The sequence below is a fragment of the Stutzerimonas chloritidismutans AW-1 genome (genome assembly GCF_000495915.1).
GTDB classification, from domain to species: domain Bacteria; phylum Pseudomonadota; class Gammaproteobacteria; order Pseudomonadales; family Pseudomonadaceae; genus Stutzerimonas; species Stutzerimonas chloritidismutans.
Window position 1 is genome coordinate 89,010 of sequence record NZ_AOFQ01000072.1, and the last position, 25,591, is coordinate 114,600.

General features: G+C 64.5%; 31 protein-coding genes. 9 read left to right on the forward strand and 22 right to left on the reverse strand.

Features of this window, described 5'->3' with window-relative positions:
* Positions 1-40: 40 nt before the first annotated feature.
* Both F753_RS47400 and F753_RS47405 read right to left on the reverse strand, forming a co-directional pair.
* Positions 41-493 carry a thioesterase domain-containing protein gene (locus F753_RS47400; protein WP_003303048.1) on the reverse strand — a complete coding sequence of 151 codons (453 nt, stop codon included), beginning with the start codon at positions 491-493 and terminating at the stop codon, positions 41-43.
* A 182-nt stretch (positions 494-675) separates the two neighbouring features.
* Positions 676-1,083 (reverse strand): YkgJ family cysteine cluster protein, encoded by a 408-nt coding sequence (locus tag F753_RS47405; protein WP_230358060.1) that lies wholly within the window; start codon positions 1,081-1,083, stop codon positions 676-678.
* Positions 1,084-1,280: 197 nt separating this feature from the next.
* Between F753_RS47405 and F753_RS47410 the strand changes: the two genes are divergently transcribed.
* The 5 genes from F753_RS47410 to F753_RS47430 all read left to right on the forward strand — a co-directional run bounded on the left by F753_RS47410 (position 1,281) and on the right by F753_RS47430 (position 6,431).
* Positions 1,281-3,731, forward strand: coding sequence for a glycogen/starch/alpha-glucan phosphorylase (locus tag F753_RS47410; RefSeq protein ID WP_031298456.1), 2,451 nt, complete (start codon positions 1,281-1,283; stop codon positions 3,729-3,731).
* 183 nt (positions 3,732-3,914) lie between these two features.
* Positions 3,915-4,925 carry a class 1 fructose-bisphosphatase gene (locus tag F753_RS47415; RefSeq protein WP_014821930.1) on the forward strand — a complete coding sequence of 337 codons (1,011 nt, stop codon included), beginning with the start codon at positions 3,915-3,917 and terminating at the stop codon, positions 4,923-4,925.
* A gap of 3 nt (positions 4,926-4,928) precedes the next feature.
* The gene (locus F753_RS47420) at positions 4,929-5,531 is read left to right on the forward strand and encodes a DUF924 family protein (protein WP_023447074.1); all 603 of its coding nucleotides are present in this window, start codon (positions 4,929-4,931) and stop codon (positions 5,529-5,531) included.
* A gap of 81 nt (positions 5,532-5,612) precedes the next feature.
* The gene (gene bamE / locus F753_RS47425; protein ID WP_023447075.1) at positions 5,613-5,867 is read left to right on the forward strand and encodes an outer membrane protein assembly factor BamE domain-containing protein; all 255 of its coding nucleotides are present in this window, start codon (positions 5,613-5,615) and stop codon (positions 5,865-5,867) included.
* Between the two features lie 27 nt (positions 5,868-5,894).
* Positions 5,895-6,431: a lipocalin family protein gene (locus F753_RS47430; protein ID WP_023447076.1), complete on the forward strand. Its 537-nt coding sequence runs from the start codon at positions 5,895-5,897 to the stop codon at positions 6,429-6,431.
* A gap of 13 nt (positions 6,432-6,444) precedes the next feature.
* On the opposite strand, the gene F753_RS47435 is transcribed toward F753_RS47430, so the two are convergent.
* A complete protein-coding gene (locus tag F753_RS47435; protein WP_031298458.1) occupies positions 6,445-6,870 on the reverse strand; it encodes a hypothetical protein in 426 nt (141 codons plus the stop codon).
* A 78-nt stretch (positions 6,871-6,948) separates the two neighbouring features.
* Between F753_RS47435 and pip the strand changes: the two genes are divergently transcribed.
* A complete protein-coding gene (gene pip / locus F753_RS47440) occupies positions 6,949-7,920 on the forward strand; it encodes a prolyl aminopeptidase (RefSeq protein WP_014821925.1) in 972 nt (323 codons plus the stop codon).
* Positions 7,921-7,935: 15 nt separating this feature from the next.
* Positions 7,936-8,373, forward strand: coding sequence for a D-aminoacyl-tRNA deacylase (gene dtd, locus F753_RS47445; RefSeq protein ID WP_023447078.1), 438 nt, complete (start codon positions 7,936-7,938; stop codon positions 8,371-8,373).
* Positions 8,374-8,383: 10 nt separating this feature from the next.
* Here the strand turns inward: dtd and F753_RS47450 are convergent, their stop codons facing one another.
* The 10 genes from F753_RS47450 to ubiE form a co-directional block, all read right to left on the reverse strand.
* A complete protein-coding gene (locus tag F753_RS47450) occupies positions 8,384-8,803 on the reverse strand; it encodes a UPF0158 family protein (RefSeq protein ID WP_023447079.1) in 420 nt (139 codons plus the stop codon).
* A 173-nt stretch (positions 8,804-8,976) separates the two neighbouring features.
* Positions 8,977-9,684: a 16S rRNA (uracil(1498)-N(3))-methyltransferase gene (locus F753_RS47455; RefSeq protein WP_014821922.1), complete on the reverse strand. Its 708-nt coding sequence runs from the start codon at positions 9,682-9,684 to the stop codon at positions 8,977-8,979.
* A complete protein-coding gene (gene tatC, locus F753_RS47460; protein ID WP_023447080.1) occupies positions 9,681-10,484 on the reverse strand; it encodes a twin-arginine translocase subunit TatC in 804 nt (267 codons plus the stop codon). The genes F753_RS47455 and tatC overlap by 4 nt, the downstream gene beginning before the upstream one ends.
* On the reverse strand, positions 10,481-10,897 hold the full coding sequence (gene tatB / locus F753_RS47465) for a Sec-independent protein translocase protein TatB (protein ID WP_014821920.1): 417 nt from the start codon (positions 10,895-10,897) through the stop codon (positions 10,481-10,483). The genes tatC and tatB overlap by 4 nt, the downstream gene beginning before the upstream one ends.
* Positions 10,898-10,968: 71 nt before the next feature.
* On the reverse strand, positions 10,969-11,202 hold the full coding sequence (gene tatA, locus F753_RS47470; protein ID WP_014821919.1) for a twin-arginine translocase TatA/TatE family subunit: 234 nt from the start codon (positions 11,200-11,202) through the stop codon (positions 10,969-10,971).
* A 20-nt stretch (positions 11,203-11,222) separates the two neighbouring features.
* Positions 11,223-11,555 (reverse strand): phosphoribosyl-ATP diphosphatase, encoded by a 333-nt coding sequence (locus F753_RS47475; RefSeq protein ID WP_011911574.1) that lies wholly within the window; start codon positions 11,553-11,555, stop codon positions 11,223-11,225.
* Positions 11,548-11,943: a phosphoribosyl-AMP cyclohydrolase gene (hisI, locus tag F753_RS47480; RefSeq protein WP_023447081.1), complete on the reverse strand. Its 396-nt coding sequence runs from the start codon at positions 11,941-11,943 to the stop codon at positions 11,548-11,550. Before hisI ends, F753_RS47475 begins: the two co-directional genes overlap by 8 nt.
* A 49-nt stretch (positions 11,944-11,992) precedes the next feature.
* Positions 11,993-13,603, reverse strand: a complete 1,611-nt coding sequence (ubiB, locus tag F753_RS47485) for a ubiquinone biosynthesis regulatory protein kinase UbiB (RefSeq protein ID WP_023447082.1) — start codon at positions 13,601-13,603, stop codon at positions 11,993-11,995.
* Entirely contained in the window at positions 13,600-14,223 is a 624-nt protein-coding gene (locus F753_RS47490; RefSeq protein ID WP_023447083.1) for a ubiquinone biosynthesis accessory factor UbiJ, read from the reverse strand. Before F753_RS47490 ends, ubiB begins: the two co-directional genes overlap by 4 nt.
* Complete coding sequence (gene ubiE / locus F753_RS47495) at positions 14,223-14,993, reverse strand: bifunctional demethylmenaquinone methyltransferase/2-methoxy-6-polyprenyl-1,4-benzoquinol methylase UbiE (RefSeq protein WP_023447084.1); 771 nt, start codon at positions 14,991-14,993, stop codon at positions 14,223-14,225. The genes F753_RS47490 and ubiE overlap by 1 nt, the downstream gene beginning before the upstream one ends.
* A gap of 235 nt (positions 14,994-15,228) precedes the next feature.
* Here ubiE and F753_RS47500 point away from each other — a divergent pair, with 235 nt between their 5' ends.
* Positions 15,229-15,504, forward strand: coding sequence for a polyhydroxyalkanoic acid system family protein (locus F753_RS47500; RefSeq protein ID WP_014821915.1), 276 nt, complete (start codon positions 15,229-15,231; stop codon positions 15,502-15,504).
* Between the two features lie 154 nt (positions 15,505-15,658).
* Here F753_RS47500 and F753_RS47505 read toward each other — a convergent pair whose 3' ends face one another.
* The 5 genes from F753_RS47505 to F753_RS47525 form a co-directional block, all read right to left on the reverse strand.
* Entirely contained in the window at positions 15,659-16,033 is a 375-nt protein-coding gene (locus F753_RS47505) for a gamma-butyrobetaine hydroxylase family protein (RefSeq protein ID WP_023447085.1), read from the reverse strand.
* 48 nt (positions 16,034-16,081) lie between these two features.
* On the reverse strand, positions 16,082-17,425 hold the full coding sequence (gene hslU, locus F753_RS47510; RefSeq protein WP_023447086.1) for an ATP-dependent protease ATPase subunit HslU: 1,344 nt from the start codon (positions 17,423-17,425) through the stop codon (positions 16,082-16,084).
* A 107-nt stretch (positions 17,426-17,532) separates the two neighbouring features.
* Positions 17,533-18,069: an ATP-dependent protease subunit HslV gene (gene hslV / locus F753_RS47515; protein WP_014821912.1), complete on the reverse strand. Its 537-nt coding sequence runs from the start codon at positions 18,067-18,069 to the stop codon at positions 17,533-17,535.
* 120 nt (positions 18,070-18,189) lie between these two features.
* Entirely contained in the window at positions 18,190-20,562 is a 2,373-nt protein-coding gene (locus tag F753_RS47520) for an FdhF/YdeP family oxidoreductase (protein ID WP_023447087.1), read from the reverse strand.
* Between the two features lie 90 nt (positions 20,563-20,652).
* Positions 20,653-21,135, reverse strand: a complete 483-nt coding sequence (locus tag F753_RS47525; RefSeq protein WP_023447088.1) for a tRNA (cytidine(34)-2'-O)-methyltransferase — start codon at positions 21,133-21,135, stop codon at positions 20,653-20,655.
* On the opposite strand from F753_RS47525, the gene F753_RS47530 reads away from it, so the two are divergent.
* A complete protein-coding gene (locus F753_RS47530; protein ID WP_023447089.1) occupies positions 21,134-21,583 on the forward strand; it encodes a hypothetical protein in 450 nt (149 codons plus the stop codon). The two genes, F753_RS47525 and F753_RS47530, sit on opposite strands and share 2 nt — an antisense overlap.
* 90 nt (positions 21,584-21,673) lie before the next feature.
* On the opposite strand, the gene ntrC is transcribed toward F753_RS47530, so the two are convergent.
* The 4 genes from ntrC to F753_RS47550 all read right to left on the reverse strand — a co-directional run bounded on the left by ntrC (position 21,674) and on the right by F753_RS47550 (position 25,533).
* On the reverse strand, positions 21,674-23,110 hold the full coding sequence (gene ntrC / locus F753_RS47535) for a nitrogen regulation protein NR(I) (RefSeq protein WP_014821908.1): 1,437 nt from the start codon (positions 23,108-23,110) through the stop codon (positions 21,674-21,676).
* On the reverse strand, positions 23,107-24,189 hold the full coding sequence (gene glnL / locus F753_RS47540) for a nitrogen regulation protein NR(II) (RefSeq protein WP_014821907.1): 1,083 nt from the start codon (positions 24,187-24,189) through the stop codon (positions 23,107-23,109). Before glnL ends, ntrC begins: the two co-directional genes overlap by 4 nt.
* Positions 24,190-24,358: 169 nt before the next feature.
* Complete coding sequence (locus tag F753_RS47545) at positions 24,359-24,988, reverse strand: DUF4124 domain-containing protein (RefSeq protein WP_023447090.1); 630 nt, start codon at positions 24,986-24,988, stop codon at positions 24,359-24,361.
* On the reverse strand, positions 24,985-25,533 hold the full coding sequence (locus tag F753_RS47550; RefSeq protein WP_023447091.1) for a DUF4124 domain-containing protein: 549 nt from the start codon (positions 25,531-25,533) through the stop codon (positions 24,985-24,987). Before F753_RS47550 ends, F753_RS47545 begins: the two co-directional genes overlap by 4 nt.
* Positions 25,534-25,591: the final 58 nt, after the last annotated feature.

Sequence of the window (25,591 nt, forward strand, 5' to 3'; positions counted from 1 at the left end):
TGAGCAAGCCGCCGCAGACGCGTGCAATGTAATCCTTCGCTTATTTGTGCAGCACGAACTGCCCGGTGAAGCGCACCGCGTCACGGCCGTCGGCCGCCAGGATGCGGCTTTTCAGCTCCAGCCGCGAACGGCCACGGCGACGATAGATCGATTCGAAGCGCTCCCAGGCCTCGGGGCTCGGCGCTGAACAGATGGCGATTGCATCGTCGACCACCGGCAGCGGGTACTCGATCTGCCCTTCGTGGATGACGATGTGCCCATCCTCGATGCCCGCCTCGCGCAGCCGCAGATGCAGCCAGCCCCAGCCTGCGAGCACCGAAGCGCAATACAGACTGCCGCCGAACATACTGCTCTTGTGGTTGATGTTCGGCTGCAGCGGTACCTGCAGGCGCAACTCGTGGTTTTCCCACTGCTCGACGCGCAGCCCGAGCGAGCGGGTCAGCGGAATGTCGTGATGGAGGATGGCTTCCAGGTAGCGGCTATCGCGGCTCATGCCGGGGAGGTTCCTAAACGTTACGAAGATACAGACAGACGCCAAGCATGACTCCTGAGTCACGCTTTGGCCAGTCCGTTCAGGCTATCCGTGGCGACGAATCCGGGCACGCCGCGCTGCTGTCTGCGGTGTTCCGCATCGGTGCTGGAGGGTGCAGCGGCGATATCCGATGGTGCGCCGCGTCAGCCGGCGGTTTTGCTTCGGTAGGCGCAATAACCTGGGCGCGGGCCGATACGCGGGTGGTTGCGGCAGGTGTCCGGGCGCTTGGCATAGACCGTGCAAAGCCGCGTCTTGCGGTCCAGATAGAGACAGTCGCCATTGGTCAGGCGGGTCAGCGTGAAGATCTCGTGCTTGTGATTGAAGTGCTCGACGATGCCCGCCTTGCTCAGGCGCTTGGCGATGTTCTTCGCCGGCTCGTCGCGCTCGAAGGCATCGACCAGGTCCAGCCGGATCAGGTCGTCGATGCGTACCTCCACCGGCAGGGTGCAGCAGGTCGCATGGCAGTCGCGGCACAGGCCGGCGCTGTAGCGCACCCAGGTTTCCAGGCGTTCCGGGTCGGCGGAGGCGATCAATCTTGTCTTCACGGGCAGTCTTCGGTGCGTTCGGGCGCGCGGATCATAACGAGTCGCGCGGCGATTGCCAGCGTCTTCCGACGGCGGCGACCGGACGGGCGGTAGCGCAGATGTAAAGGAAACCTGCAACGCTTTTTCTGGAATGTCGAATGGAGGTGAACGGGCATGGCTGCCGCGAGTCCCTCTTGTGTGTCTTCGCTAACCGAGGTCTGTCCATGACGCAGGAAACAGCCATTGCCACCGCTGAAGAAATTGCCGCTTTCCGTGAGCGAGTGTTGCGCAAGCTCACCTACTCGGTTGGCAAGGATCCGGAGAACGCCTCCGATTACGACTGGTTCCATGCGGTAGCCTTGGCTACTCGCGACAGCACCATCGACCGCTGGATGGATTGCACGCGCGAGGCTTACACCAGCGGGCAGAAGCGGGTTTATTACCTCTCTCTGGAGTTTCTCATCGGCCGCCTGCTGGTCGACAGCCTGAGCAACCTCGGCCTGTTCGACGTGGCGCGTGAAGCGCTCGCCGGGCTCGACGTGGATATCGAACGCATCCGCCTGCTGGAGCCTGACGCGGCGCTCGGCAATGGCGGCCTCGGCCGGCTCGCGGCCTGCTTCATGGAGAGCATGGCGACCCTCGGCGTGGTCTCCCATGGTTACGGCATCCGTTATGACCACGGCCTGTTCCGCCAGGCCATCGTCGATGGCTGGCAACACGAGCAGACCGAGACCTGGCTGGATTTCGGCAACCCCTGGGAGTTCGAGCGCTCCGAGGTGAAGTATCTGATCGGCTTCGGCGGCAGCGTCACGGCGGCCACCAACGAGAAAGGCGAGGTCCAGCACTTCTGGCACTGGGCCGAAGGGGTACGGGCGATCGCCTATGACACCCCCATCGTCGGTTGGCGCGGCGCCGGGGTGAACACGCTGCGCCTCTGGCGTGCGCGACCCGAGGCGGATTTCCATCTGGCGCGCTTCAACGCCGGTGACCATATCGGTGCAGCGGCCGAAGAGGCCCGCGCCGAAAGCATTTCACGGGTGCTCTATCCGGCCGATAGCACCGAGGCCGGGCAGGAGTTGCGCCTGCGCCAAGAGTATTTCTTCGTCGCCGCCTCGCTGCAGGACCTGCTGCGTCGCCACATCAAGCAGCGCGGTTCGCTGGACAGCCTGCCCGAGTACACCGCCATCCAGCTCAACGACACCCATCCGGCGATTGCCGTGGCCGAGCTGATGCGCCTGCTGGTCGACGTGCACAGCTACGGGTGGCAGCACGCCTGGCGGCTGACGACGGCCACGCTGTCCTACACCAACCACACGCTGCTGCCCGAAGCGCTGGAAACCTGGCCGGTGGGCCTGATGGAGCGCCTGCTGCCGCGGCACATGCAGATCATCTACCTGATCAACGCCTACCATCTCGACCAGCTGCGCGAGCGCGGCGTCCACGATGCCGAGCTGCTGCGCTCGGTATCGCTGATCGAGGAAGATCACGGTCGCCGGGTGCGCATGGGCAATCTGGCCTTCCTCGGTTCGCACAGCACCAATGGCGTATCCGGGCTGCACACCCAGCTGATGCGCAATACCGTGTTCACCGATCTGCACAGCCTTTACCCGCAGCGGATCAACAGCAAGACCAACGGTATTACCTTCCGCCGCTGGCTCTACCAGGCCAATCCGCAGCTGACCCAGTTGCTGGTGGAGCATGTCGGCGAGGAAGTACTCGATGAGCCGGAAACCCGCCTGCGCGAGCTCGAACCCTTTGCCGAACAGGCCGCGTTCCGCCAGCGCTTCGCCGAACAGCGGCTGGCCAACAAGCGTCATCTGGCTAATGTGATCCAGGAGCGGCTGGGCATCAGCGTCGACCCGGCCGCGCTATTCGACGTCCACGTCAAACGCATCCACGAGTACAAGCGCCAGTTGCTCAACCTGCTGCACACCGTCGCGTTGTACCAGGCGATTCGCTCCGATCCGGGCGGCAACTGGGTGCCGCGGGTGAAGATCTTCGCCGGCAAGGCGGCGGCGAGCTATCACCAGGCCAAGCTGATCATCAAGCTGACCAACGACATCGCCAATACCATCAATGCCGACCCCACCGTGCGCGGCCTGCTCAAGGTGGTGTTCCTGCCCAACTACAACGTCAGTCTGGCCGAGGACATCATCCCGGCGGCGGACCTGTCGGAGCAGATTTCCACCGCCGGCCTGGAGGCTTCGGGTACCAGCAACATGAAGTTCGCCCTCAACGGGGCGCTGACCATCGGCACCCTGGACGGCGCCAACGTGGAGATGAGCGAGCAGATCGGCCTTGAACACATGTTCATCTTCGGCCTTACCGCGCAGCAGGTGAATGTGCGCAAGCAGGCCAACGAGTACAACGCCGAAGCCATCATCGGCGCTTCGCCGCGGCTCAGCGAAGTGCTCTCGGCGATTCGTGGCGGTGCCTTCTCGCCGGGTGATCCGGGCCGCTACACCGGGCTGGTGGATGGCATCAGCTGGCACGACACCTTCATGGTCTGCGCCGATTTCGAGGCTTACTGGCAGGCGCAGCTGGATGTCGAGGAGTGCTGGCGTGATCCGGCACGCTGGTGGCGTTCCTCCGTGCTGAACACCGCCCGCACCGGCTGGTTCTCGTCGGACCGCACCATTCGCGAGTACGCTCGGGAGATCTGGAAAGTGCTGTGATGGCCGGCGCGCCGGAGGGTCATCCGCCGGCGCGCAGCCACAAATGGCGAGGGTTGCCGACCGTGCTGGCAATCTGGCCGCCGCTTCGCTGAACTCTGCAGGGGGCGGACCTGTCTGAGGGGAGTTAGTTTTCCTACGGCCTGCTAAACTGCGCGGGTTTATCCTTCCTCCGGAGTCATTTCCATGTCACGCGTAACCCTCAGTCGCTACCTCATCGAGCAGACTCGCAGTAACAACACGCCTGCTGATCTGCGCTTTCTCATCGAGGTCGTGGCACGAGCGTGCAAGGAAATCAGCCACGCGGTATCCAAGGGCGCCCTCGGTGGCGTACTGGGTAGCGCCGACAGCGAGAACATCCAGGGCGAAGTGCAGAAGAAGCTCGACGTGCTCTCCAACGAAATCCTGCTGGAGGCCAACGAGTGGGGCGGTCACCTGGCCGGCATGGCGTCCGAGGAAATGGACAACGCCTACCAGATTCCCGGCAAGTACCCCAAGGGTGCCTATCTGCTGGTCTTCGATCCGCTGGATGGCTCGAGCAATATCGACGTCAACGTCTCGGTCGGCACCATCTTCTCCGTGCTGCGCTGCCCAGATGCCTGTTTCAGTCAGAACGACGCACTCGGCGAGGAAGCCTTCCTGCAGCCGGGGACCAAGCAGGTTGCCGCCGGCTACGCCATCTACGGCCCGCAGACCATGCTGATTCTGACTCTCGGCCACGGCGTGATGGGCTTCACCCTGGATCGTGAGCTGGGCAGCTTCGTGCTTACCCACGAGAACCTCAGCGTTCCGCAGAGCACCGCCGAATTCGCCATCAACATGTCCAACCAGCGCCACTGGGAAGAGCCGGTGCAGCGCTATGTCGGCGAGCTGCTGGCCGGCAAGGACGGCCCGCTGGGCAAGAACTACAACATGCGCTGGATCGCCTCGATGGTGGCCGACGTGCATCGCATCCTCACCCGCGGCGGCCTGTTCATGTACCCGCGTGACAACCGCGACCCTTCCATGGCCGGCAAGCTGCGCCTGATGTACGAGGCCAACCCGATGGCGATGATCGTCGAGCAGGCCGGCGGCGCCGCCACCAACGGTACGCAGCGCATCCTGGAAATTCAGCCGGAGTCCCTGCACCAGCGCGTGCCGGTGTTCCTCGGTTCGAAGGAAGAAGTCGAGCGCGTCACCGGCTACCACCAGGGCTGACCGATGCAGGCGCCCTGGCAGGACTTGCTCCACTGGTGGTTCGGCCAGGGCACCAGCGCCAGCGAGATCGCGGCTGAAAAGCAGCGACTCTGGTTTGGCTACCGCGCAGAACAGGACGACGAGGCGCGCCAGTGCTTCGGCGCACTGGTCGAACAGGCTCTGAACGGCGAGCTGCAGGACTGGGCCGAATTGCCCGAGGGCTGGCTCGCGCTGGTACTGCTGCTCGATCAGCTGCCGCGCATGATCCATCGCAACACGCCGAAGGCGTTCGCCGGCGACGAGCGCGCCCAGCACCTGGTTCGCGATGGCCTGGCCCATGGCGGCGACATGCTGTTGGCGCCGATCCAGCGCGTGTTCATCTACTTGGTGCTTGAGCACGCTGAGAACCTGGCAACCCAGGATCTGGCCGTCGCGCAGTTCACCGCCCTGCGCGACATTGCCGACGAGTCGGAACAGCCGCTGTTCGTCGGCTTTCTCGACTATGCCGAGCGCCACCGCGAGGTCGTCTCCCGCTTCGGTCGCTTCCCGCATCGCAATGCAACTCTCGGCCGCGAAGCCAGCGACGCCGAGCGACTATTTCTGGAGCAGCCGGGCTCGTCCTTCTGAGCGCGGATGCCATTTCCGGCCAACGCTCCGCGGCACCGCTTCCGCGGGGCATTGAACCTTAGAACAAGCAAGGAGCTCGATATGCCATTGCGTACCCCATTGCTGATTGCCTGCGTCGTCCTGCTGGCTGGCTGCAGTCCGATCACCCAGGAAAACTTCGCCAAGCTCAAGCCCGGCATGGAACGGGTGGAAGTCGAGCAGCTGCTCGGCAAACCCTCCGAATGCGCCGGTGCGCTGGGGATGTCGAGCTGCACCTGGGGCGAGAAGAATCGCTTCATCAGCGTCCAGTTCGCGGGCGACAAGGTGATGATGTTTTCCGGCAAGGGGCTGAAATAACTGCTGATTTAACTCAGGAGAGATCCCATGCGTGCGAGTGTCGTTGCCCTTCTGTGCCTGATGCTGTTGAGCGGCTGCGCAGGAGGCGGGCGCGAACAGCCCCCTGAAACGGTCGGCGAGGTCGACCTTCAACGCTATCAGGGGACTTGGTACGAGCTGGCGCGCTTGCCGATGTTCTTTCAGCGCAATTGCATACGCTCCGAAGCGAAGTACCAGTTGCAGGCCGATGGCAGCGTGGCGGTGACCAACCGTTGCGAAACAGAAGACGGCGACTGGCAGGAGGCCAAAGGCGAAGCGGTGCCGCAGGAAGCCGGTATTACCGATCGGCTGTGGGTGCGCTTCGACAACTGGTTCAGCCGGCTCTTTCCCGGTCTGACCAAGGGCCACTACTGGGTGCTCTATCTGGACGAGGGCTATAGCACTGCGCTGGTCGGCAGCCCGGATCGCAAGTATCTCTGGCTGCTTGCGCGGGACACCGAGGTCGACCAGGCGACCCGCGATCGCCTGCTCTCCGAGGCCGAACGGCGCGGTTACGACACCAGCGAACTGATCTGGCGCCAGTAATCGTTTGGCCTGCTCAGTCCCATTCCAGACGCGCCAGCTGCCATTCGCCTCGCTCCTGGCGCCACTCGAGTCTGACCTGATAATGCCCCGCCTGCTGCGGCAGGAGTGATTCGGCGCCGGCGAGCGTCACCTGTGCCTCGGTATGGCCGCGATCGGGATAGGTCGGATCGACCCAGCTGCGCTGGCTGAGGGCGATTACCCGGACATTGCGATGGCGCAGGAACATCAGTGTTGCCGTGCGCCGCGCCCATTCCTGATCGTACTGCCGCTGCGCCTGGAAATCTGCGTGCAGCAGTTCCATCAGGTCGCCGACCTGCTTGTTCTCCAGGGTCGTCTGCAACTGCTCGGCGGCCTGCTGCAGCGCTGCTTCCGGGTCGTCCCGGCCGCAGCCGGCCAGAGTCATTAATAGCGCCAGTGCCGCTATTTTCCATGCTGACATGCTCAACTCCGTGAACCTCGTTATGATGCCGCTAACGTCATGGGGGCCAGCCGGCCCGCCGCAGATCAGGAGTGTGCCATGCAGACCTTGTATCCGGAGATCAAACCCTACGCCCGACACGAGCTGGCGGTGGAAGAACCGCATGTGCTCTATGTCGACGAGAGTGGGTCGCCGGATGGTCTGCCCGTATTGTTCGTCCATGGTGGTCCCGGCGGCGGCTGCGATGCCCTCAGCCGCCGCTTCTTTGATCCGACCCTGTACCGCATCATCACCTTCGATCAGCGTGGCTGCGGACGCTCGACGCCCCATGCCAGCCTGGAGAACAACACCACCGCACATCTGATCGCCGACATGCAGCGCATCCGCGAGCATCTGGGCATCGACAAGTGGGTGCTGTTTGGTGGTTCCTGGGGCTCGACGCTCTCCCTGGCCTACGCCCAGCGCTATCCCGAGCATGTGCATGCGCTGATCCTGCGAGGCATCTTCCTCTGCCGTCCGCAGGACCTCGCCTGGTTCTATCAGGAAGGCGCCAGCCGGCTCTTCCCGGACTACTGGCAGGACTTCCTCTCGCCGATTCCGCTGGAGGAACGCGACGATCTGATGCAAGCGTTCTACCGCCGTCTCACCGGCAACGACCAGATCGCCCAGATGCACGCCGCCAAGGCGTGGTCCTGCTGGGAAGGTCGCACCGCCACGCTGCGGCCGAATCACAACGTGGTCGAGCGGTTTGCCGATGCGCACCGGGCGCTGTCGATGGCGCGGATCGAATGCCACTACTTCGTCAATCAGGCCTTTCTCGAGCCGGATCAGCTCTTGCGCGACATGCCGAAGATCGCCCACCTGCCGGGCATTATCGTGCACGGCCGTTACGATGCCATCTGCCCGCTGGACAATGCCTGGGCGCTGCATCAGGCGTGGCCGAACAGCGAGTTGCAGATCATTCGCGACGCCGGGCATTCGGCGGCGGAGCTAGGCATTACCGATGCGCTGATACGGGCGACCGGTGAGATCGCCCACCGCTTGCTCGATCTGCCTCCGACAGACGCCTGACGGAGCCGCCCAGCGATGAAAGCATTGATCCAGCGTGTCCGTCAGGCACGGGTCGAGGTCGCAGGCGACGTGGTCGGTGCCATCGATCAGGGCTTGCTGGTGCTGGTGGGCGTCGAGCGCGAGGACGATCATGCCCGCGCCGACAAGCTGTTGCACAAGCTGCTCAACTACCGCGTCTTCAGCGACGAGCAGGGCAAGATGAATCGCTCGCTGAAGGACATCGATGGTGGTCTGCTGCTGGTATCGCAGTTCACCCTGGCGGCCGATACCCGCAGCGGGCTGCGGCCGAGTTTCTCCAGCGCCGCCCCACCAGCGCACGGCGAAGCGCTCTACGACTACCTGCTGGCCCAGGCCCGCCAGCAGCATCCACAGGTGGCCTGCGGACGTTTCGGCGCCGAGATGCAGGTGCATCTGGTCAACGACGGTCCGGTGACCTTTCTCCTCGAAAGCTGAAGCGCGTGAATCAGTGCCGGACCGGTTCCAGGTCGTTGTCGCGCAGCCAGGTGATCGCGTACTCGCGCAGCTGCACGGTCTGGTAGTCCAGCCAGGCCTCTCTCACCGCAGGGAAATCCTCCAGCTTGAAGTCGAAGGTGCGCAGTGGCTTGCGGCCGTTCAGCGCACTGCTCAGCACCGCGTGGGCGATCGGGTCGTGTTGGGTGAAGAGGAAGGCCTCACGCATCGCCATGGATTGCGCGAGCTCCAGCGGTTCGATGTGCAGATAGCGATCCTGCTGTACGTCGTATTTCTCCATGACGCCGGGGGCTGGCTCGCTGGGAAAAACGGCGCGGATGGCACCGCTTTCCAGGTCCAGGTAGTACTCGGCGCTGTCGCGTCCATCCAGAGCGTACTCCAGACGGTGCATGTCGATGGTCAATGGTCGCATGGCAAGAACGGCTCTTTTAGGGATTCGTTGGAGTGTCGAGGCCGCAGCGCAGACGCACTGAAGCGTGAGCAGTCCTAATCTGTGACTCCCTTGCACCGGGTGGGTGCGTTACGTTCATCGGGGCGCATCGGTCAGGTGGCGAACGGTGACGGTGGTGAGTCAGCCGTTCAGGCTCAGAACAGTCGGGCCAGCAGCGCGCTGACCGCCGTTTCCACGCGCAGGATGCGCTCTCCCAACTGAACCGGTCGCAGGCCGGCGGCAGCCAGTTTGTCTACCTCGTAGGGGATCCAGCCGCCTTCCGGGCCGATCGCCAGGGTGACAGGCTGCGTTACGGCACGGGGGCAATGGGGAAAATCGCCGGGATGGCCGACCAGCCCCAGGGTGTCTGCGGCAAGCTGAGGCAGGCGATCCTCGACGAAGGGCTTGAAGCGCTTCTCGATAATGACCTCCGGCAGGACGGTGTCACGCGCCTGTTCCAGGCCGAGGATCAGCTGCTCGTGGATGGCGGCGGGCTCGAGGAATGGCGTTTGCCAGAAGCTTTTCTCGACGCGATAGCTGTTGAGCAATACCAGCCGCGGCACGCCCATGGCGGCCACGGTCTGCAGCACGCGGCGCAGCATCTTAGGTCGTGGCAGCGCCAGTAGCAGGGTCACCGGCAGCTTCGCCGGCGGTGGTTGGTCGAAGCTGACCTGCAGCTCTGCCTCGTGAGCATCCAGGCGCAGGAGCTGTCCGCTGCCCATGTTGCCGCCCACGCGGCCAACTCTGAGCTGCTCGCCCGCCTCGGCGCGATGGACCTGCTGCAGATGAGTCAGGCGCCGGTCACGCAGCAGCACGCGGTTATCGGCGACGAAATCGGCCGTGTCGAGCAGCAGCAGGTTCACGGGCGCGGCGCGGGCGGCTGGTCGCCGGGTTCTGCCGCGTCCTGCTCGGCATCGCCACGGAAATCTTCGTCGCGCTTGTTGATCATGCTGCCGCAGATCACCCCGGCTTCGAACAGCAGCCACATGGGAACGGCCAGCAGCGTCTGCGAGAACACATCCGGTGGCGTCAGCACCATGCCGACGGCGAAGCAGCCGACGATCACATAGGGACGGCTCTTGCGCAGGGTGGCGACATCGACGATGCCCACCCAGATCAGCAGGAAGGTCGCTACCGGAATCTCGAATGCCACGCCGAAGGCGAAGAACAGCGTGAGCACGAAGTCCAGGTACTGGCCGATGTCCGTCATCATCGCCACGCCTTCCGGCGTCACGCTGGCGAAGAAGCCGAACATGATCGGGAACACGACGAAGTAGGCGAAGGCCATGCCGGCGTAAAACAGGAAGATGCTCGACACCAGCAGCGGCACGGCGATGCGTTTTTCGTGCTTGTACAGGCCGGGGGCGATGAAGCCCCAGATCTGGTGCAGGATGATCGGCATCGATAGGAACAGCGCGACCATCAGGGTCAGCTTGAACGGCGTCAGGAAGGGCGAGGCGACGCCGGTGGCGATCATGGTCGCGCCTTCCGGCAGATAGGCGCGTAGCGGTGCCGCGACCAGCGCGTAGATCTGCTGGGAGAAGTAGAACAGCCCGCCGAATAGCAGGCCGATGGCCACGACGCAGCGCAGCAGGCGCTTGCGCAGTTCGGTCAGATGAGCGATCAGGGGCATTTCCTGATCATCGATGGAAGACTGGCTCATGGTTCTGGCGATCTGTCGGGGCGGGGGGTAGGTGCAGGTTCAGCAACAGGTGCAGCTGGCGGCACTTCCGGGCTGGGCGTAACGGCGGCGCCGGTACTGTTCGCCGTGTCGTTAGCCGGGCTTTCGGTCAGCGGCGGCTTGGCGGTGCTCGAACTGGTGGTCGAGGTCGGCGGCATGATGCTCTGCTTCATTTCCCGTTCCAAGTCGAGGATGCGCTCGTTGTGCAGCTGCCGACGGATCTCGTCGGCACCGATCTCGCGCTCCACCTCGGCCTTGATGTTACTGAAGCTGCGTTTCAGCCGGCCAACCCACAGTCCCGTGGTGCGAACCGCACCGGGCAGGCGCTCCGGGCCGAGCACCAACAGCGCCACCAGGCCGACCAGTAGCAGTTCGGTGAAACCGATATCGAACATCAGGACGTGCTCACATCAATAGGGAGAGCGGCCGGGCAGCGAAGGTCGCCGCTCGGCCGCATGGAACGTAATCACTGGTCTTTCTTGGTCGGCTCTTCGACCTTGCGCGCCTGTGCGTCAATGGTCTGGTTCTGCTTGTCCTCGACGCCGGGCTTCTCCTCGTCGGTGCCCATGGATTTGCGGAAGCCCTTGATCGCATCACCGAGATCGGAGCCGAGGCCTTTGAGGCGCTTGGTGCCGAACAGCATGATGACGATGAGCAGGATGATCAGTAGTTGCCAGATGCTGATGCCGCCAAAACCCATGGTGATATCTCCGATGTGAATCAAGTTTGCGGACGCGCGGCCTTTTCCGCGTGTCCGGAGAGACCGAAGCGCCGGTCCAGTTCATCCAGTACGGCCTGGGGGTGCTGGCCGAGAGCGGCGAGCATGACCAGGCTGTGGAACCAGAGGTCAGCGGTTTCGTAGATCAGGTCGCTGGAGTCGCCACTGACGGCGGCGTCCTTGGCGGCGAGAATGGTTTCCACCGATTCCTCGCCAACCTTCTCGAGAATCTTGTTCAGGCCCTTGTGGTACAGGCTGGCAACGTAGGAGCTGTCCGGCGCCGCGCCTTTGCGGGCTTCCAGCACCTCGGCCAGACGGGTCAGGGTGTCACTCATGCTTGTGCTCCGCATAGATGGCGTGCGGGTCCTTGAGGACCGGCTCGACGACCTTCCAGGCGCCGTTTTCGAAAACGCGGTAGAAGCAGCTTTCCCGACCGGTGTGACAGGCGATGCCGCCGATCTGCTCGACCATCAGGATGATCACGTCGGCGTCACAATCCAGGCGCAGCTCGTGCAGCTGCTGCACATGCCCGGACTCCTCGCCCTTGCGCCAAAGCCGGTTACGCGAACGCGACCAGTAGATGGCGCGGTTTTCCTGCGCGGTCAACGCTAGGGCTTCGCGATTCATCCAGGCCATCATCAGCACGCGGCCGGTCTTGTGGTCCTGGGCGATCGCCGGCACCAGACCGTCGGCGTTCCAGTTGATTTCGTCCAGCCAGTTCATCGGATTCTCCGCTCAATGGGCCAAGTGTGCCAGCCTGCACCAGGGATGGCTATCGGCGCACCACGATGAAGATGCCGGCTACCAGCATCACCCACGCCGGCCAGGCGGTTACGGCGGTCAGGCTGTCGGCGCTGGCCGCCAGGGTCGCGCCGCTGCCGAGCAGTACGGCGCCGATCAGACGCAGCGGCCAGCCGTGGTGGCGCTCGCGCCAGGGCGGCGGTGGGTTGTTCGCGTGCGGGTGCGCCATGCGCTCGAGCAGCTCGCGGGTCATGTTAGCCAGGTGCGGCAGTTGTTCAATCTGCGCGTGCACGTTCTTGATCAGCTGCTTGGGGCTCATGCGCTCGCGCATCCAGCGCTCGAGGTACGGCTGGCCGGTGCTCCAGAGGTCGAGATCCGGGTACAGCTCACGGCCGAGACCTTCGATGTTGAGCAGGGTCTTCTGCAGCAATACCAGCTGTGGCTGCACTTCCATGTTGAAGCGCCGTGCCACCTGGAACAGGCGCACCAGCAGCTGGCCGAAGGAGATGTCCTTCAGCGGCTTCTCGAAGATCGGCTCGCAGACGGTGCGGATCGCGGCCTCGAATTCGTTGACCTTGGTTTCCGCCGGCACCCAGCCCGAATCGATGTGCAGCTGCGCGACCTTGCGGTAGTCGCGCTTGAAGAAGGCCATCAGGTTGCGCGCCAGATAATCCTGGTCCTCCGGCGTCAGGCTGCCGACGATGCCGAAGTCCACCGCGATGTACTGCGGGCTCCAGGGCTGGTGGGTGCTGACGAAGATGTTGCCGGGGTGCATGTCGGCGTGGAAGAAGCTGTCGCGGAACACCTGGGTGAAGAAAATCTCCACCCCGCGCTCGGCCAGCTGGCGCATGTCGGTGTTCTGTCGTGCCAGCCCAGCCATGTCGGTCACCGGTACGCCGTAGATGCGTTCCATCACCAGCACCTGCGGGCGGCAGTAGTCCCAGTACACCTGCGGCACGTAAAGCAGCGCCGAGCCCTCGAAGTTGCGCTTGAGCTGGCTGGCGTTGGCCGCTTCGCGCAGCAGGTCGAGCTCGTCGTAGATGGTCTTGGCGTAGTCGTCGACCACTTCCACCAGGTGCAGGCGGCGCGCGTCGATGGAAATGCGCTCGGCGCTGTTGGCCAGCATGAACAGCCAGGCCAGATCCTGGCTGATGATCGGCCGGAGGTTCGGGCGCACCACCTTGACCACCACTTCCTCGCCGGAACGCAGCTTGGCCGCGTGCACCTGCGCCACCGACGCGGAGGCCAGCGGTTTGCTGTCGAAACGGGCGAAGATTTCCCCTACCGGAGCGCCCAGCTGGCGCTCGATGAGTGCCGTGGCGACGGCTGAATCGAAGGGCGGCACGCGGTCCTGCAGCATCGCCAGCTCTTCGGCGATATCCGGCGGCAGCAGATCGCGGCGGGGGGAGAGGATCTGCCCGAACTTGATGAAGATCGGCCCCAGGCCCTCCAGTGCCAGGCGCAGGCGTGCGCCGCGCGACAGCTCGCTGTGGCGTCGCGGAATCCAGCGCCAGGGCAGCAGGTAGCTGGTGGCACGCAACCACCAGGGCATCGGCAGGTCGAGGATGATGTCATCGAGGCGGTAGCGGATCACCACCAGCAGGATGCGAAACAGGCGGCGTGCGGCGGCGAACAGCTTCATTCGGGGCGATCTGGATTCAGGTTGAGGGCGAGGCGCTCGATGCGGGCTTCGAGTCGGTCGAGGGCAAGTTTCATGTCATCCAGCTCGTTGAAACGCGCCTGGGCTTCGGCCTGGCCGACCAGCATCCGCGATTCCTCGCTGAGGTAGTCGGCAAGGTCCTGACGCAGCGAGTCGGCGCTGTCGCGCACCCAGTCCACTGGGCTGCGCAGGCTGGAGCCGAGCAGCTGTGCGCCGACCGGGCCGAGCCAGCGGGAAATTTCGTATTCCCAGTCCAGCTCCAGATCCTGCAGCACCTCAGCGAGGTTCATCAGCAGCCCACTGTCGCCGTCGATCTCGACCTCGGGGCCATGCAGCACGGCGGTCTTGTTGCGGCTGACGGCCAGGCGCAAGAGGCTGCTCGCAGGCGCGCGCAGGCGGCAATCGGCATCCGCGCCCCAGTTGCTGGCCAGGCGCAGGCCTTCGTCGTCGGCAAGGATGAACAGCCGCCAGGCCGGCGCCGTGCAGTCGATCTCGATGATCCGGCCGCTCAGGCGTGCCAGTCGTGGCAATGCCGTGGGGTCCAGGCGCAGGACGCGATTGATGCCACGCTCGGCACCGGCCAGCAGGGCAGCGCGCAACATCAGGGTTTGATGCCGCGGTGCAGGGCGACGATGCCGCCGGTCATGTTGTGATAGCTGACGCGCTCGAAACCGGCGGTCTCCATCATGCCTTTGAGCGTTTCCTGATCCGGGTGCATGCGGATCGACTCGGCCAGGTAGCGATAGCTCTCGGAGTCGTTGGTGATCAGCTTGCCCATCATCGGCAGCAGGCTGAACGAGTAGGCGTCGTAGGCCTTGGAAAACAGCTGGTTGGTCGGCTTGGAGAATTCCAGTACCAGCAGGCGGCCGCCCGGCTTGAGCACGCGCAGCATCGACGCGATTGCGTCTTCCTTGTGCGTCACGTTGCGCAGGCCGAAGGCGATGGTGACCACGTCGAAGTGATTGTCCGGGAAGGGCAGCTTCTCGGCATCGGCCTGAACGAACCTGACGTTGCCGGCCACGCCCTTGTCCAGCAGCTTGTCGCGGCCGACCTTGAGCATCGAAGCATTGATGTCGGCCAGCACCACCTCGCCGGTGGGGCCGACGATGCGCGAAAACTGGCGGGTCAGGTCACCGGTGCCGCCGGCGATGTCCAGGATGCGATTGCCGTGGCGGGCGCCGGACAGCTCGATGGTGAAGCGCTTCCACAGGCGATGCACGCCACCGGACATCAGGTCGTTCATCAGGTCGTACTTGGCGGCCACGGAGTGGAACACCTCGGCCACCTTCTGCGCCTTCTGGCTTTCCGGCACGTTCTTGTAGCCGAAATGGGTGGTCGGTTCTGCGTCATGCGCTTTGCGAGGGTCGGTCATGTCACTTTCGCCGGAAAGAATGTGCCCGGCATTCTAAACCTAAATAGGCGGCTGATAAGCGTCGAGCTGGCGGTCGCGGGCAAAAGGGCTAGCGGCGACATGTCGCAGGATGGCGCTGGCGGCGACAGGCCTGGGGGACAGAGGGTTCAATGGCATGAGCAGGCGGGGCGGCCAGGCGATCGGCGGCGCCGCTTTGCTATAGTGCGCGCCTTTTCGGGCGCAGCCAGGAGTCCTCATGGCCCAGATCATCGTCGAACGTACCCACAATCTTGGCCGCGAGGCCGCACGCGAGAAGGCCGACGAACTGGCTGCACGCCTGGCTCGCGAGTTCGGTGTGAGCTGTCAGTGGCAGGGCGATGTGCTGGCAGTCAAGCGCAGCGGCGCGGATGGGCGTATCGAAGTCTACGAGGACAGCGTGAAGGTCCTGCTCAACCTCGGCCTGCTGCTCTCGGCCATGGGCAGCAGCATTCAGGGTCAGATCGAGCGGGCGCTGGACAAGGCGCTGGCCTAAGCTGGCGGTCAGCCTGGCGGGCGCCTCGATAAGGTGCCGGGCGTAGGGTGGATGTCGCTATTTACATCCACCGCGACTCCAATCGGTGGGCCGCCACCCGGTGGATCGTCACCCGGTGGATCGGTGAAGCGTGATCCACCCTACGGGTTCGCCCTCACAACATCAGCTTGACGACCGATTCATTTGGGTCGCGCGACTTGCCGGCGGCCGCCAGTGCCGCGAGATAGTCCTCCCACAACGTCTGCTGATTCAGCGCCAGGCTCTCCAGGTAATCCCAGGTGAACAGGCCGCTGTCATGGCCGTCGCTGAAGGTCAGCTTCAGCGCGTACTGGCCGGCCGGTTCGATCTGCTCCAGGCCTACGTTCAGCTTGCCGGTCTGCAGCACCGGATTACCGTGGCCCTGCACCTCGGCCGAGGGTGAATGCACGCGCAGGAATTCGGCGGACAGCACATGGTGCTCGTCGCTGCCATATTCCAGCTCCAGGGTTTTCGACGCCTTGTGCAGCTTGATTGCGGTGGGGATGCGCATGCAACGCTCCGGAAGAACCGGCCGTGGCGATTGCCACGGCCGCGACGGTTAGAGGATGTAGCGCGACAGGTCTTCGTCCTGCGCCAGCTCGCCGAGATGCTCGTTGACGTAGGCAGCGTCGATGCGGATCGCCTCGCCGTCCTGTTTGGCGGCGATATCGGCAGCGCTGAAGGAAACCTCCTCCAGCAGGCGCTCGAGCAGCGTGTGCAGGCGACGCGCACCGATGTTCTCGGTCTTTTCGTTGACCTGCCAGGCGATCTCGGCGATGCGTTTGATGCCATCTTCGAGGAATTCGACGTGCAGGCCTTCGGTCTTCAGCAGCTCGCGGTACTGCTCGGTGAGCGCCGCGTGCGGCTCGGTGAGGATGCGCTCGAAGTCTTCCGGTGACAGCGCCTTGAGCTCGACACGGATCGGCAGGCGACCCTGCAGTTCCGGCACCAGGTCGCTGGGCTTGGACAGGTGGAAGGCGCCGGAGGCGATGAAGAGGATGTGGTCGGTCTTGACCATGCCGAGTTTTGTGTTGACCGTGCAGCCTTCGATCAGCGGCAGCAGGTCGCGCTGCACGCCCTCGCGGGAGACATCGGCGCCGCTGGTGTTGCCGCGCTTGGCGACCTTATCGATCTCGTCGATGAAGACGATGCCGTGCTGCTCGACCGCTTCCAGGGCGCGGGCCTTGAGGTCTTCTTCGTTGACCAGGCGCGCGGCTTCTTCGTCGCGGATCAGCTTGAAGGCTTCCTTGATCTTCAGCTTGCGGCTCTTCTTCTTGCCCTTGCCCATGTTGGCGAAGAGGTTCTGCAGCTGGTTGGTCATCTCCTCCATGCCGGGCGGTGCCATGATTTCCACGCCGGCCGGGCTTTCGGCGACCTCGATGTCGATTTCCTTGTCATCCAGCTGGCCTTCGCGCAGGCGCTTGCGGAACAGCTGGCGGGTGTTGGAATCGCTCGCCTGCATCGGCTCCTCGGAGAAGCCCACCGGACGTGCTGGCGGCAGCAGGGCGTCGAGAATACGTTCCTCGGCGGCGTCCTCGGCGCGGTGGCGCATCTTGTGCACCTCCTGTTCACGCAGCATTTTCAGCGCGGCGTCCGCCAGGTCGCGGATGATCGACTCGACGTCGCGGCCGACATAGCCGACCTCGGTGAACTTGGTCGCTTCCACTTTCAGGAATGGCGCATTGGCCAGCTTGGCCAGGCGGCGGGCGATCTCGGTCTTGCCGACACCGGTCGGGCCGATCATCAGGATGTTCTTCGGGGTGACTTCCTGGCGCAGCTCGGCCGGCAGCTGCATGCGCCGCCAGCGGTTGCGCAGGGCGATGGCCACGGCGCGCTTGGCGTCGTCCTGGCCGATGATGTGGCGGTTGAGTTCGTGGACGATCTCGCGGGGCGTCATGGACATTTTTTCGATACTCCGGGAGCTGGGCAGGGAACGAGCAGGCAGCTTGAAAAACCTAGGCGAGGCGGGCAACGCATTATTGCCAACGCAGCTGGTTTTTCATCGGCCTGTCAGATCGCGCTGTCCAGCTCCTCTATGGTCAGGTTCTGGTTGGTGAACACGCAGATGCTGCCGGCGATGTTCAGCGCCGTCTCGGCGATTTCCTGGGCCGACATGTCGGCGCCGGCCTTGAGTAGCAGGGCCTTGGCCGCGGCCTGGGCGAAGCCGCCGCCGGAGCCCATGGCGATCAGGTCGTCCTCGGGCTGCACCACGTCGCCATTGCCGGTGATGATCAGCGAGGCGTCCTTGTTGGCCACCGCCAGCATGGCTTCCAGGCGACTCAGGGAGCGGTCGGTACGCCAGTCCTTGGCCAGCTCGACGGCGGCGCGGACCAGGTGACCCTGATGTTTCTCCAGCTGCCCTTCGAAGCGTTCGAAGAGGGTAAAGGCGTCGGCGGTGGCGCCGGCGAAGCCCGCCAGAACCTGGCCGTGATAGAGGCGGCGGACCTTCTTGGCGTTGCCTTTCATGACGGTGTTGCCCAGGGAAACCTGGCCGTCGCCGCCCATGACGACTTTGCCGTTGCGGCGCACTGAAACGATGGTGGTCAAAGGAAAATCTCCACACTGCGGGGCGATGAATGCCCGAATGCGGTTGATATGGGGGACTGCTGCCGGCTTTTCAACGGCTGTCGGCGAGGTTCATCGACAGCCGTGGTTCTGCACGAGGCGCTAGGCAGGCCCGGGTTGTTCGCTGCGCTGCGGGCGACTGGGCTGGCGCGGCACGTCGCCGGCAACCGACGCGGCGATCAGCTTGCGCAGGCGCACCGGAATCGACTTGGCCGCCGGCACCTTGCTGCGTTCGGCATGGTGCCAGACCGGCAGCAGCGCGTTGCATTCCGGGTAATAGCCGGCGCAGCAGCCTTCGGGGATATCGTACGGCGTGACCCGCAACGGGCTGACCGCGCGGTGCACGCCATCGTCGACCACGGTGATCGCCTCGATGCGGTCGCCTTCGGCCAGGCCGAGGCGGACGATGTCGTTGCGGTTCATCAGGATCACCGCGCGAGTGCCATGGATGCCGCGGAAGCGGTCGTCGTAGCCATAGACGGTGGTGTTGAACTGGTCGTTGCTGCGCAGCGTCATCATCTGCAGCACGTCGTGCTGCTCGTGGCCGTCATCTTCGGTGTCGGGGTCGGCAACCAGCGATGGCGGGTTGATGAAGTTGGCCTTGCCGGACTCGGTATCCCAGCGTCGCTCGCTGGCGCCAAGCGGGCGATGAAAGCCGCCGGGCTCCATCATGCGCACGTTGAAGTCGTGGAAGATCTCCGGGTAGCTCTCGGCAATGGCGTCGCGTATCAGGCTGTAGTCCGCGACCCAGGCGTCCCAGTCCAGCATCGGGTTGGGTGTCAGTGTGGCCTTGGCCAGCCGCGCGATGATTGCCGGCTCCGATAGCAACAGTTTGCCAGCGGGTTCTGCGACGCCGCGCCAGGCGCGGATACAGCCGGTGCTGTCCTCGGTGGTGTGACGCTGCTCGCCGGTGGCCTGACGGTCGATCTCGGTGCGCCCCAGGCAGGGCAGGATATAGGACACCTCGCCGGTGATCAGGTGGTTGCGATTGAGCTTGGTCGACACCTGGACCGACAGCCGCAGCCTGCGCCAGGCCGGCTCCATCTGCAGGGTATCGGGAATGGCGCGGACGAAGTTGCCGCCCAGGCCGATGAAACCGCGGACGCTGCCATCGAGAATGCCCTCGCAAGCCTCCACGGTGTTCACGCCGTCATCGCTTGGCGGCTCGAAGCCGAACTGCCGGCGCAGGTTGTCCGCCGGCACCTTTGCCGCCTTTTCGGTGATGCCGACGGTGCGCTGGCCCTGCACGTTGGAGTGGCCGCGCACCGGCAGGATGCCTGCGCCTTCCTTGCCGATGTTGCCGCGCAACAGCAGCAGGTTGACCAGCATCTGGATGGTCTGCACGCCGTAGCGGTGCTGGGTCAGGCCCATGCCATAAGGCGCAATCACCCGTTCGCAGCGTGCATAGACGGTCGCTGCCGCTTCCAGCGCGGCGCGGCTGAGCCCCGAACGGCGTTCCAGCTGCGCCCAACTGTAGCTGCGGATGCGCTGTTCGAAATCCTCGAAGCCATGGGTGTGCTGCTCGATGAAGTCCACGTCGAGCACGCGCTTGCGACCCTCGGCGACGGCCTGGTCGTCCATTTCGAACAGCGCCTTGCACATGCCGGCGATGGCGGCAATGTCGCCGCCGATGGCGAGCTGGTGATACTGGGTGCTGATCACCGTGCTGTCTGGTGTGAGCATTTCGCGCGGTGACTGTGGATTGACGAAGCGCTCCAGCCCTCGCTCGCGCAGCGGATTGAAGGTGACGATCTGCGCGCCGCGTTCACGGGCTTCCTGTAGCTGATGCAGCATCCGCGGGCTGGAGGTGCCGGTGTTGTGGCCGAAGAAGAACAGCCCGTCGGTGTGCTCGAAATCGTTCAGGGTGACGGTCGCCACCGGCACGCCGATGCTCTCCGGCAGCGCCACCGAGGTGCTCTCGTGGCACATGTTGGAGCTGTCCGGCAGGTTGTTGGTGCCGTACAGCCGCGCCAGCAGGCCATACATGTAGGCCGTTTCCAGCGCCGCGCGCCCGGACATGTAGAACACCACCTGATCGGGCTCGGCCATGGCCTTGAGCTCGGCACCGATCTCGGCGAAGGCTTCATCCCAGCTGACCGGCTGATAGTGATCGCTGGCGGCGTCGTAGCGCAGCGGATGGGTCAGCCGGCCCTGCTGCTCGAGATCGTAGTCGCTCCAGTTGAGCAGCTCGCTGACGCTGTGCCTGGCAAAGAATTCCGGGCCGCAGCGCAGCGACGTGGTTTCCCACGCAGTCGCCTTGGCGCCGTTCTCGCAGAAGGACAGTGGTCGTGACGGATGCGGCTTGGCCCAGGCGCAACTGACACAGGCGAAACCGTCGATAGGTTTGTTCTGCTTGAGCAGCAGACCGATACCGGCCGGCGAAACGCGCTCACGCAGCAGGATGTTGGCGACGGAGTAGGCTGATCCCCAGCCGCCCGCGGGCGCGTGGTAGGGCCTGAACTTGGTCTGGGACACGTCGTTTCTCCTGCTGCCAAGGGAGCTTGTCTGTTTACGACGGGGACCGCGGCGGATCGTTCAGGACCCTTTGTCACAAGGTTGTACCGCTCACTCCATGGCGAAGCCGTGCTGGCGCCAGGCCTCGTACACTGCGACGGCCACGGTGTTGGACAGGTTCAGGCTGCGGCTGTCGGGGCGCATCGGCAGGCGCAGGCGTTGCTCGTTGGGCAGTGCGTCGCGGATCTCCGGCGGCAGGCCGCGGCTCTCCGGGCCGAACAGCAGCGCATCGCCGCGCCGATAGCTGACTTCGTGAAAGGGCTGCGAACCCTTTGTGGTGAATGCGAACAGCCGCGGGCCGTCCGCGTTTGCGGCGTCGATGCCGATCCGCGCGAGGCAGCTCGGCAGGTCGGCGTGGCGCTCCAGCGTGGCGTACTCGTGGTAGTCGAGGCCGGCGCGGCGCAGGCGCTTGTCGTCCAGCTCGTAACCCAGCGGCTCGATCAGGTGCAGGTGGCAGCCGGTATTGGCGCAGAGCCTGATAATGTTGCCGGTATTGGGCGGAATTTCCGGTTGGAACAGGATCACGTGAAACATGCGCAGCACCGAGGTTGAAGACCGGCGGCATTCTACCGGGGCGCAGGACCCGATGCGCCGCATACGCCGGACCTTTTTCGGTTCGCTGGTGCTGATCGGCCTGCTGGTGGGGCTGATGATCGGCCGGCTCACCGCGCCCGGGCCGGTGCAACTGGCACTGGTGGAGGTGCAGCCGCAAGGCCTTTCGTTGCAGTTCGACCGCGAACCCCAGGTATATGACGAGCATCTAGAAGGGGCGTTCGCCCTGCTGTTCCAGGCCGAAGGCGAGCCACAATCCGGACAACTGCAGATCGACGGCATGCCAGTGGCCTGGCGCGTGCAGCAGACCGGGAAAGGCCTTTTGCTGCATCTGGTGGCCGCACGGCGGCTGCTGGGGCAATGGCACGGCGAACGCCACGATGGCGGCTGGCGCATCGCCGTGCAGGTGGCGGCGGACAAGCAGCCATGAACCAGGTGACGCCCTTGGCAGCGCGCTAAAAACGATGAACCCCGCCAAGTGCGGGGTTCATCGTTACGCTCGATGCGGTGTCAGCCGCGCTCAGCTGTCGTCGCCGTCATCGTCATCGCTGCCATCGACGCGCATGCCCAGCTCCTTGATCTTGCGCGTCAGGGTGTTGCGTCCCCAGCCGAGCAGCAGCGCGGCGTCGCGACGGCGACCGGCGGTGTGCTTGAGCGCGGTCTCGATCATGATGCGTTCGAAGGCTGGCACCGCCTCGTCGAGCAGGTTGCTCTGGCCGCGCGCCAGGGCCTGATCGGACCAGTTGCGCAGCGCCTGTTCCCAGTTGTGCGCGGGCTGTGCCTCGGCCTGCTGGTTGAGCAGCTCCGGCGGCAGGTCGTCGACATGCACTTCACGGCCGGATGCCATCACCGTGATCCAGCGGCAGGTGTTCTCCAGCTGGCGCACGTTGCCCGGCCAGGGCAGGTGCTGCAGGTATTCCTTGGTTTCCGGCTTGAGCACCTTGGTTTCCACCGAGAGCTCCTGCGCGGCGCTGGCGAGGAAGTGCTCGGCGAGTGCCGGGATGTCCTCGCGGCGATCGGACAGGCGCGGGATGTGGATGCGGATGACGTTCAGGCGGTGGAACAGGTCCTCACGGAACTTGCCGGCCTGCACCAGGGTTTCCAGGTCCTGATGCGTCGCGGCGATGATGCGCACATCGACCCGCACCGGCGTGTGGCCGCCGACGCGGTAGAATTCGCCATCGGCCAGCACGCGCAGCAGACGGGTCTGCGTATCGGCCGGCATGTCGCCGATCTCGTCGAGAAACAGAGTGCCGCCGTCGGCCTGCTCGAAGCGCCCGCGGCGCTGGTTGGCCGCACCGGTGAAGGCGCCTTTCTCGTGGCCGAACAGCTCCGACTCCATCAGATCCTTGGGGATGGCCGCCATGTTCAGCGCGATGAATGGCGACGCCGAACGCGGGCTGTGGCGGTGCAGGGCATGGGCCACCAGCTCCTTGCCGGTGCCGGACTCGCCGTTGATCAGCACGGTGATGTTGGAATGGCTGAGCCGGCCGATGGCGCGGAACACCTCCTGCATCGCCGGCGCCTCGCCGATGATCTCCGGGGTGTGGTGGCGGTTGGCCGGTTCCTGCTGGTTCTGCTGCTCCTGGGCGTGCTGATTGGCGCGCTTGACCAGCGAGACGGCGTCGTCGACGTCGAACGGCTTGGGCAGGTATTCGAAGGCGCCGCCCTGGTAGGAGGCCACCGCGCTGTCCAGATCCGAATGCGCGGTCATGATGATCACCGGCAGGCGAGGGTACTGCTCGCGGATCTGCGAGAGCATGTCCAGACCGCTGAGGCCGGGCATGCGGATGTCGGAGATGATCACATCCGGCTGCTGGCGAGCGAGGCGGGCCAGCACACCGTCGGCGCTGTCGAAGCTCTGCGTGGCCATGCCTTCCTGTTGCAGGGCCTTTTCCAGGACCCAGCGGATGGAGCGGTCGTCATCGACGATCCAGACGTTTTCGCTTCGGCTCATGCTGATGTGGCTCCTTGTTCCAGCGGTAGGAAGATCGAGAACACGGTGTGGCCAGGATGGCTCTCGCATTCGATCAGACCCTGGTGCTGACTGATGATGTTCTGGGTGATGGCAAGGCCCAGGCCGGTTCCGTCCGGGCGGCCGCTGACCATCGGGTAGAAGAGCGTGTTCTGCAGTTCGGCAGGTATGCCCGGGCCGTTGTCGATGATCTCGATGCGTGTCACCAGGCGATGACGAATATGGCCGATGGTGAACTGCCGCAGTGTGCGAGTGCGCAGGGTGAGACGGCCGAGGCCCAGCTCGTTCTGCCCGGCCAGTGCCTGCATGGCGTTGCGCATGATATTGAGCACGGCCTGGATCATCTGTTCGCGGTCCATCAGGACTTCGGGAATGCTTGGGTCGTAATCGCGCACCAAAATGATGCTTCCCTGGCATTCCGCCTCGATAAGGCTGGCGACATGCTCGAGCACTTCGTGAATGTTGGTCATCGATAGCGACGGCAGCTTATTAGAGCCGAGCATGCGGTCGACCAGATTACGCAGGCGGTCGGCCTCCTCGATGATGACTTCGGTGTAGTCCTTCAGGTGTTCTTCGGGCAGTTCGCGGGCCAGCAGTTGTGCCGCACCGCGAATGCCGCCCAGCGGATTCTTGATCTCGTGGGCCAGGCCGCGCACCAGCATCTTGGTGGTTTCCTGCTTGGACAGCTGGGCCTCTTCCTTGGTGATGCGCAGCAGCCGGTCGCGCGGCAGCACTTCCAGCAACAGCATGGTTTCCTGCCGGGTCAGTACCGGGGTCACCGCGTAGTCCACGGTCAGTGTCTGGCCGGTGGCGGAGGTCAGGGTGGCTTCGCGCTTGGTGAACGGATGGGCTTCTTCAACCGCCTGGCGCAGGGCCGCCAGGGCTTCCGGCGACTCGGTGAACAGCTCGCTGATGAACTGTCCGTGGCTGCGTTGGCCGCTGACGGCCAGCAGCATTTCGGCAGCCGGGTTCATGTACTCCAGGCGCAGGCGCGAGTTGAGCAACAGCGTCGCGGTAGTCAGATTCTCGATCAGCAGGCGTTGCAGGGCTTCGTTGATCATGGCTGGTCTGCGTCCGGAAGTTCAGGCAGGAAATGCAAGAACCAAACCAAGCGCGCCATTGCGGCGCGGATCGGCGTGATGCTGCAGCCCTACGGGCTGTCCGGTGACCCAAATTGGTGACGAGCGATCCGCTCACCTGATGGGCGCACCAAACAGGTGCACCCCATGATCATAGAAAGGGCACGAAGGGAATGTCGCGTTTTTCCACCGGCTTGTCCTTTAGCGGGCATTCCGGGCGAACGCCGTAATCGGCCTTCTGGCAGGGATTGACCATGCGGCGCTGGGCCAGCGAGGTGCGGATCAGGTGAAAGGGCTGGTTCGCGGTGCGTTGCAGGACGCGCTCCTGTTCATCCACGACAGCCACCGCCAGCTGATGGGTGCCACGATCGACGTTACTCAAGGCGAAGGAAGTCTGTTCGCCGGGTGCGCCGAACGGCTGGTCATCGAGCAGTACCTGATAGGCGTGGCCGGGGTGCAGCGTCGGTTCGGCCTGCACGGTGACGCTGACATTGCCAGCGTTGTTGCGAATCGCTTCGTCCGCCGTCGGGCTGAGTATGCGCAACTGATAGATGATGCTCGCGGCTTTCGGTGCTGCCGGCTCCGTAGGGCGTGCGGCCGGCATCGGCGGCGCAGGCATGCTGTTGGACGGCTTGAGGTGTACTTCTTCGGCCGCCTCGCCGGCCGGGCGATCGGTGAAGACCCGATTGCCCTCGGCGTCGACATAGGAGTAGACGCCGGCGAGGCAGGGCAGGGCGGCCGCCAGCAGTGCGACGGCCAGGGTCTGCCGCAGGATGATCAAGGAGCAGGCCTCGGAGGCTTCGGACGCAATGCCGGGCTGGAGGTATTCACCCGTTGCACGGTGAACAGCTCCGGCTGGCTGCGCTGGATGACCTTCTCGCCGCTCAGCACCTCGACGTGCAGGCGATGCTCGCCCCGCTCGACATTGTTCAGTTGCAGCGAGGTTGCGGCACTGGCGGCAGCCTGGGGAATGCCGTCCAGCACGAAGCGCAAGCTGTGGCCGGGTCGTAGCGGCGGCTCCAGCAGCGCGCTGACGACGAAGGTGCCGTTGTTGGCGCGCAGGGCTTCTTCATCGGGAATCCCGCTCAGCATCAGTGTCTGGTAAGGGGCCGACTGCGTCTGCTGGCTGTCCGGCAGCGGTGGCGGCGGTTCGGGCGTGCGGATATTTACCGTATTGGCTGGCGGCAGGTCTACGGTATCGGCCTGGACACCCTCCGGCGGCTGATTGGTGAACACCGTATTGCCTTGTGCATCGGTGTACTTGTAGATCTCGGCGAAGGCCGGAAGGCTGAGAATGAACAGCAGGCTGAACAGTGCGCTACGCATGGGAGGCTCCGCGGAGTTGGACTGCCGAAGCCTTGCACTGCGCCGAGTTGCAGGCAAG

Bases quoted from the DNA above. Each gene is read 5' to 3' on its own strand.
- F753_RS47400 (WP_003303048.1), bottom strand. From the start codon at position 493: ATGAGCCGCGATAGCCGCTACCTGGAAGCCATCCTCCATCACGACATT.
- F753_RS47410 (WP_031298456.1), top strand. From the start codon at position 1,281: ATGACGCAGGAAACAGCCATTGCCACCGCTGAAGAAATTGCCGCTTTC.
- F753_RS47415 (WP_014821930.1), top strand. From the start codon at position 3,915: ATGTCACGCGTAACCCTCAGTCGCTACCTCATCGAGCAGACTCGCAGT.
- F753_RS47420 (WP_023447074.1), top strand. From the start codon at position 4,929: ATGCAGGCGCCCTGGCAGGACTTGCTCCACTGGTGGTTCGGCCAGGGC.
- bamE (WP_023447075.1), top strand. From the start codon at position 5,613: ATGCCATTGCGTACCCCATTGCTGATTGCCTGCGTCGTCCTGCTGGCT.
- F753_RS47430 (WP_023447076.1), top strand. From the start codon at position 5,895: ATGCGTGCGAGTGTCGTTGCCCTTCTGTGCCTGATGCTGTTGAGCGGC.
- F753_RS47435 (WP_031298458.1), bottom strand. From the start codon at position 6,870: ATGTCAGCATGGAAAATAGCGGCACTGGCGCTATTAATGACTCTGGCC.
- pip (WP_014821925.1), top strand. From the start codon at position 6,949: ATGCAGACCTTGTATCCGGAGATCAAACCCTACGCCCGACACGAGCTG.
- dtd (WP_023447078.1), top strand. From the start codon at position 7,936: ATGAAAGCATTGATCCAGCGTGTCCGTCAGGCACGGGTCGAGGTCGCA.
- F753_RS47450 (WP_023447079.1), bottom strand. From the start codon at position 8,803: ATGCGACCATTGACCATCGACATGCACCGTCTGGAGTACGCTCTGGAT.
- tatC (WP_023447080.1), bottom strand. From the start codon at position 10,484: ATGAGCCAGTCTTCCATCGATGATCAGGAAATGCCCCTGATCGCTCAT.
- tatB (WP_014821920.1), bottom strand. From the start codon at position 10,897: ATGTTCGATATCGGTTTCACCGAACTGCTACTGGTCGGCCTGGTGGCG.
- tatA (WP_014821919.1), bottom strand. From the start codon at position 11,202: ATGGGTTTTGGCGGCATCAGCATCTGGCAACTACTGATCATCCTGCTC.
- F753_RS47475 (WP_011911574.1), bottom strand. From the start codon at position 11,555: ATGAGTGACACCCTGACCCGTCTGGCCGAGGTGCTGGAAGCCCGCAAA.
- hisI (WP_023447081.1), bottom strand. From the start codon at position 11,943: ATGAACTGGCTGGACGAAATCAACTGGAACGCCGACGGTCTGGTGCCG.
- ubiB (WP_023447082.1), bottom strand. From the start codon at position 13,603: ATGAAGCTGTTCGCCGCCGCACGCCGCCTGTTTCGCATCCTGCTGGTG.
- F753_RS47490 (WP_023447083.1), bottom strand. From the start codon at position 14,223: ATGTTGCGCGCTGCCCTGCTGGCCGGTGCCGAGCGTGGCATCAATCGC.
- ubiE (WP_023447084.1), bottom strand. From the start codon at position 14,993: ATGACCGACCCTCGCAAAGCGCATGACGCAGAACCGACCACCCATTTC.
- F753_RS47500 (WP_014821915.1), top strand. From the start codon at position 15,229: ATGGCCCAGATCATCGTCGAACGTACCCACAATCTTGGCCGCGAGGCC.
- F753_RS47505 (WP_023447085.1), bottom strand. From the start codon at position 16,033: ATGCGCATCCCCACCGCAATCAAGCTGCACAAGGCGTCGAAAACCCTG.
- hslU (WP_023447086.1), bottom strand. From the start codon at position 17,425: ATGTCCATGACGCCCCGCGAGATCGTCCACGAACTCAACCGCCACATC.
- F753_RS47530 (WP_023447089.1), top strand. From the start codon at position 21,134: ATGCGCAGCACCGAGGTTGAAGACCGGCGGCATTCTACCGGGGCGCAG.
- F753_RS47525 (WP_023447088.1), bottom strand. From the start codon at position 21,135: ATGTTTCACGTGATCCTGTTCCAACCGGAAATTCCGCCCAATACCGGC.
- ntrC (WP_014821908.1), bottom strand. From the start codon at position 23,110: ATGAGCCGAAGCGAAAACGTCTGGATCGTCGATGACGACCGCTCCATC.
- glnL (WP_014821907.1), bottom strand. From the start codon at position 24,189: ATGATCAACGAAGCCCTGCAACGCCTGCTGATCGAGAATCTGACTACC.
- F753_RS47550 (WP_023447091.1), bottom strand. From the start codon at position 25,533: ATGCGTAGCGCACTGTTCAGCCTGCTGTTCATTCTCAGCCTTCCGGCC.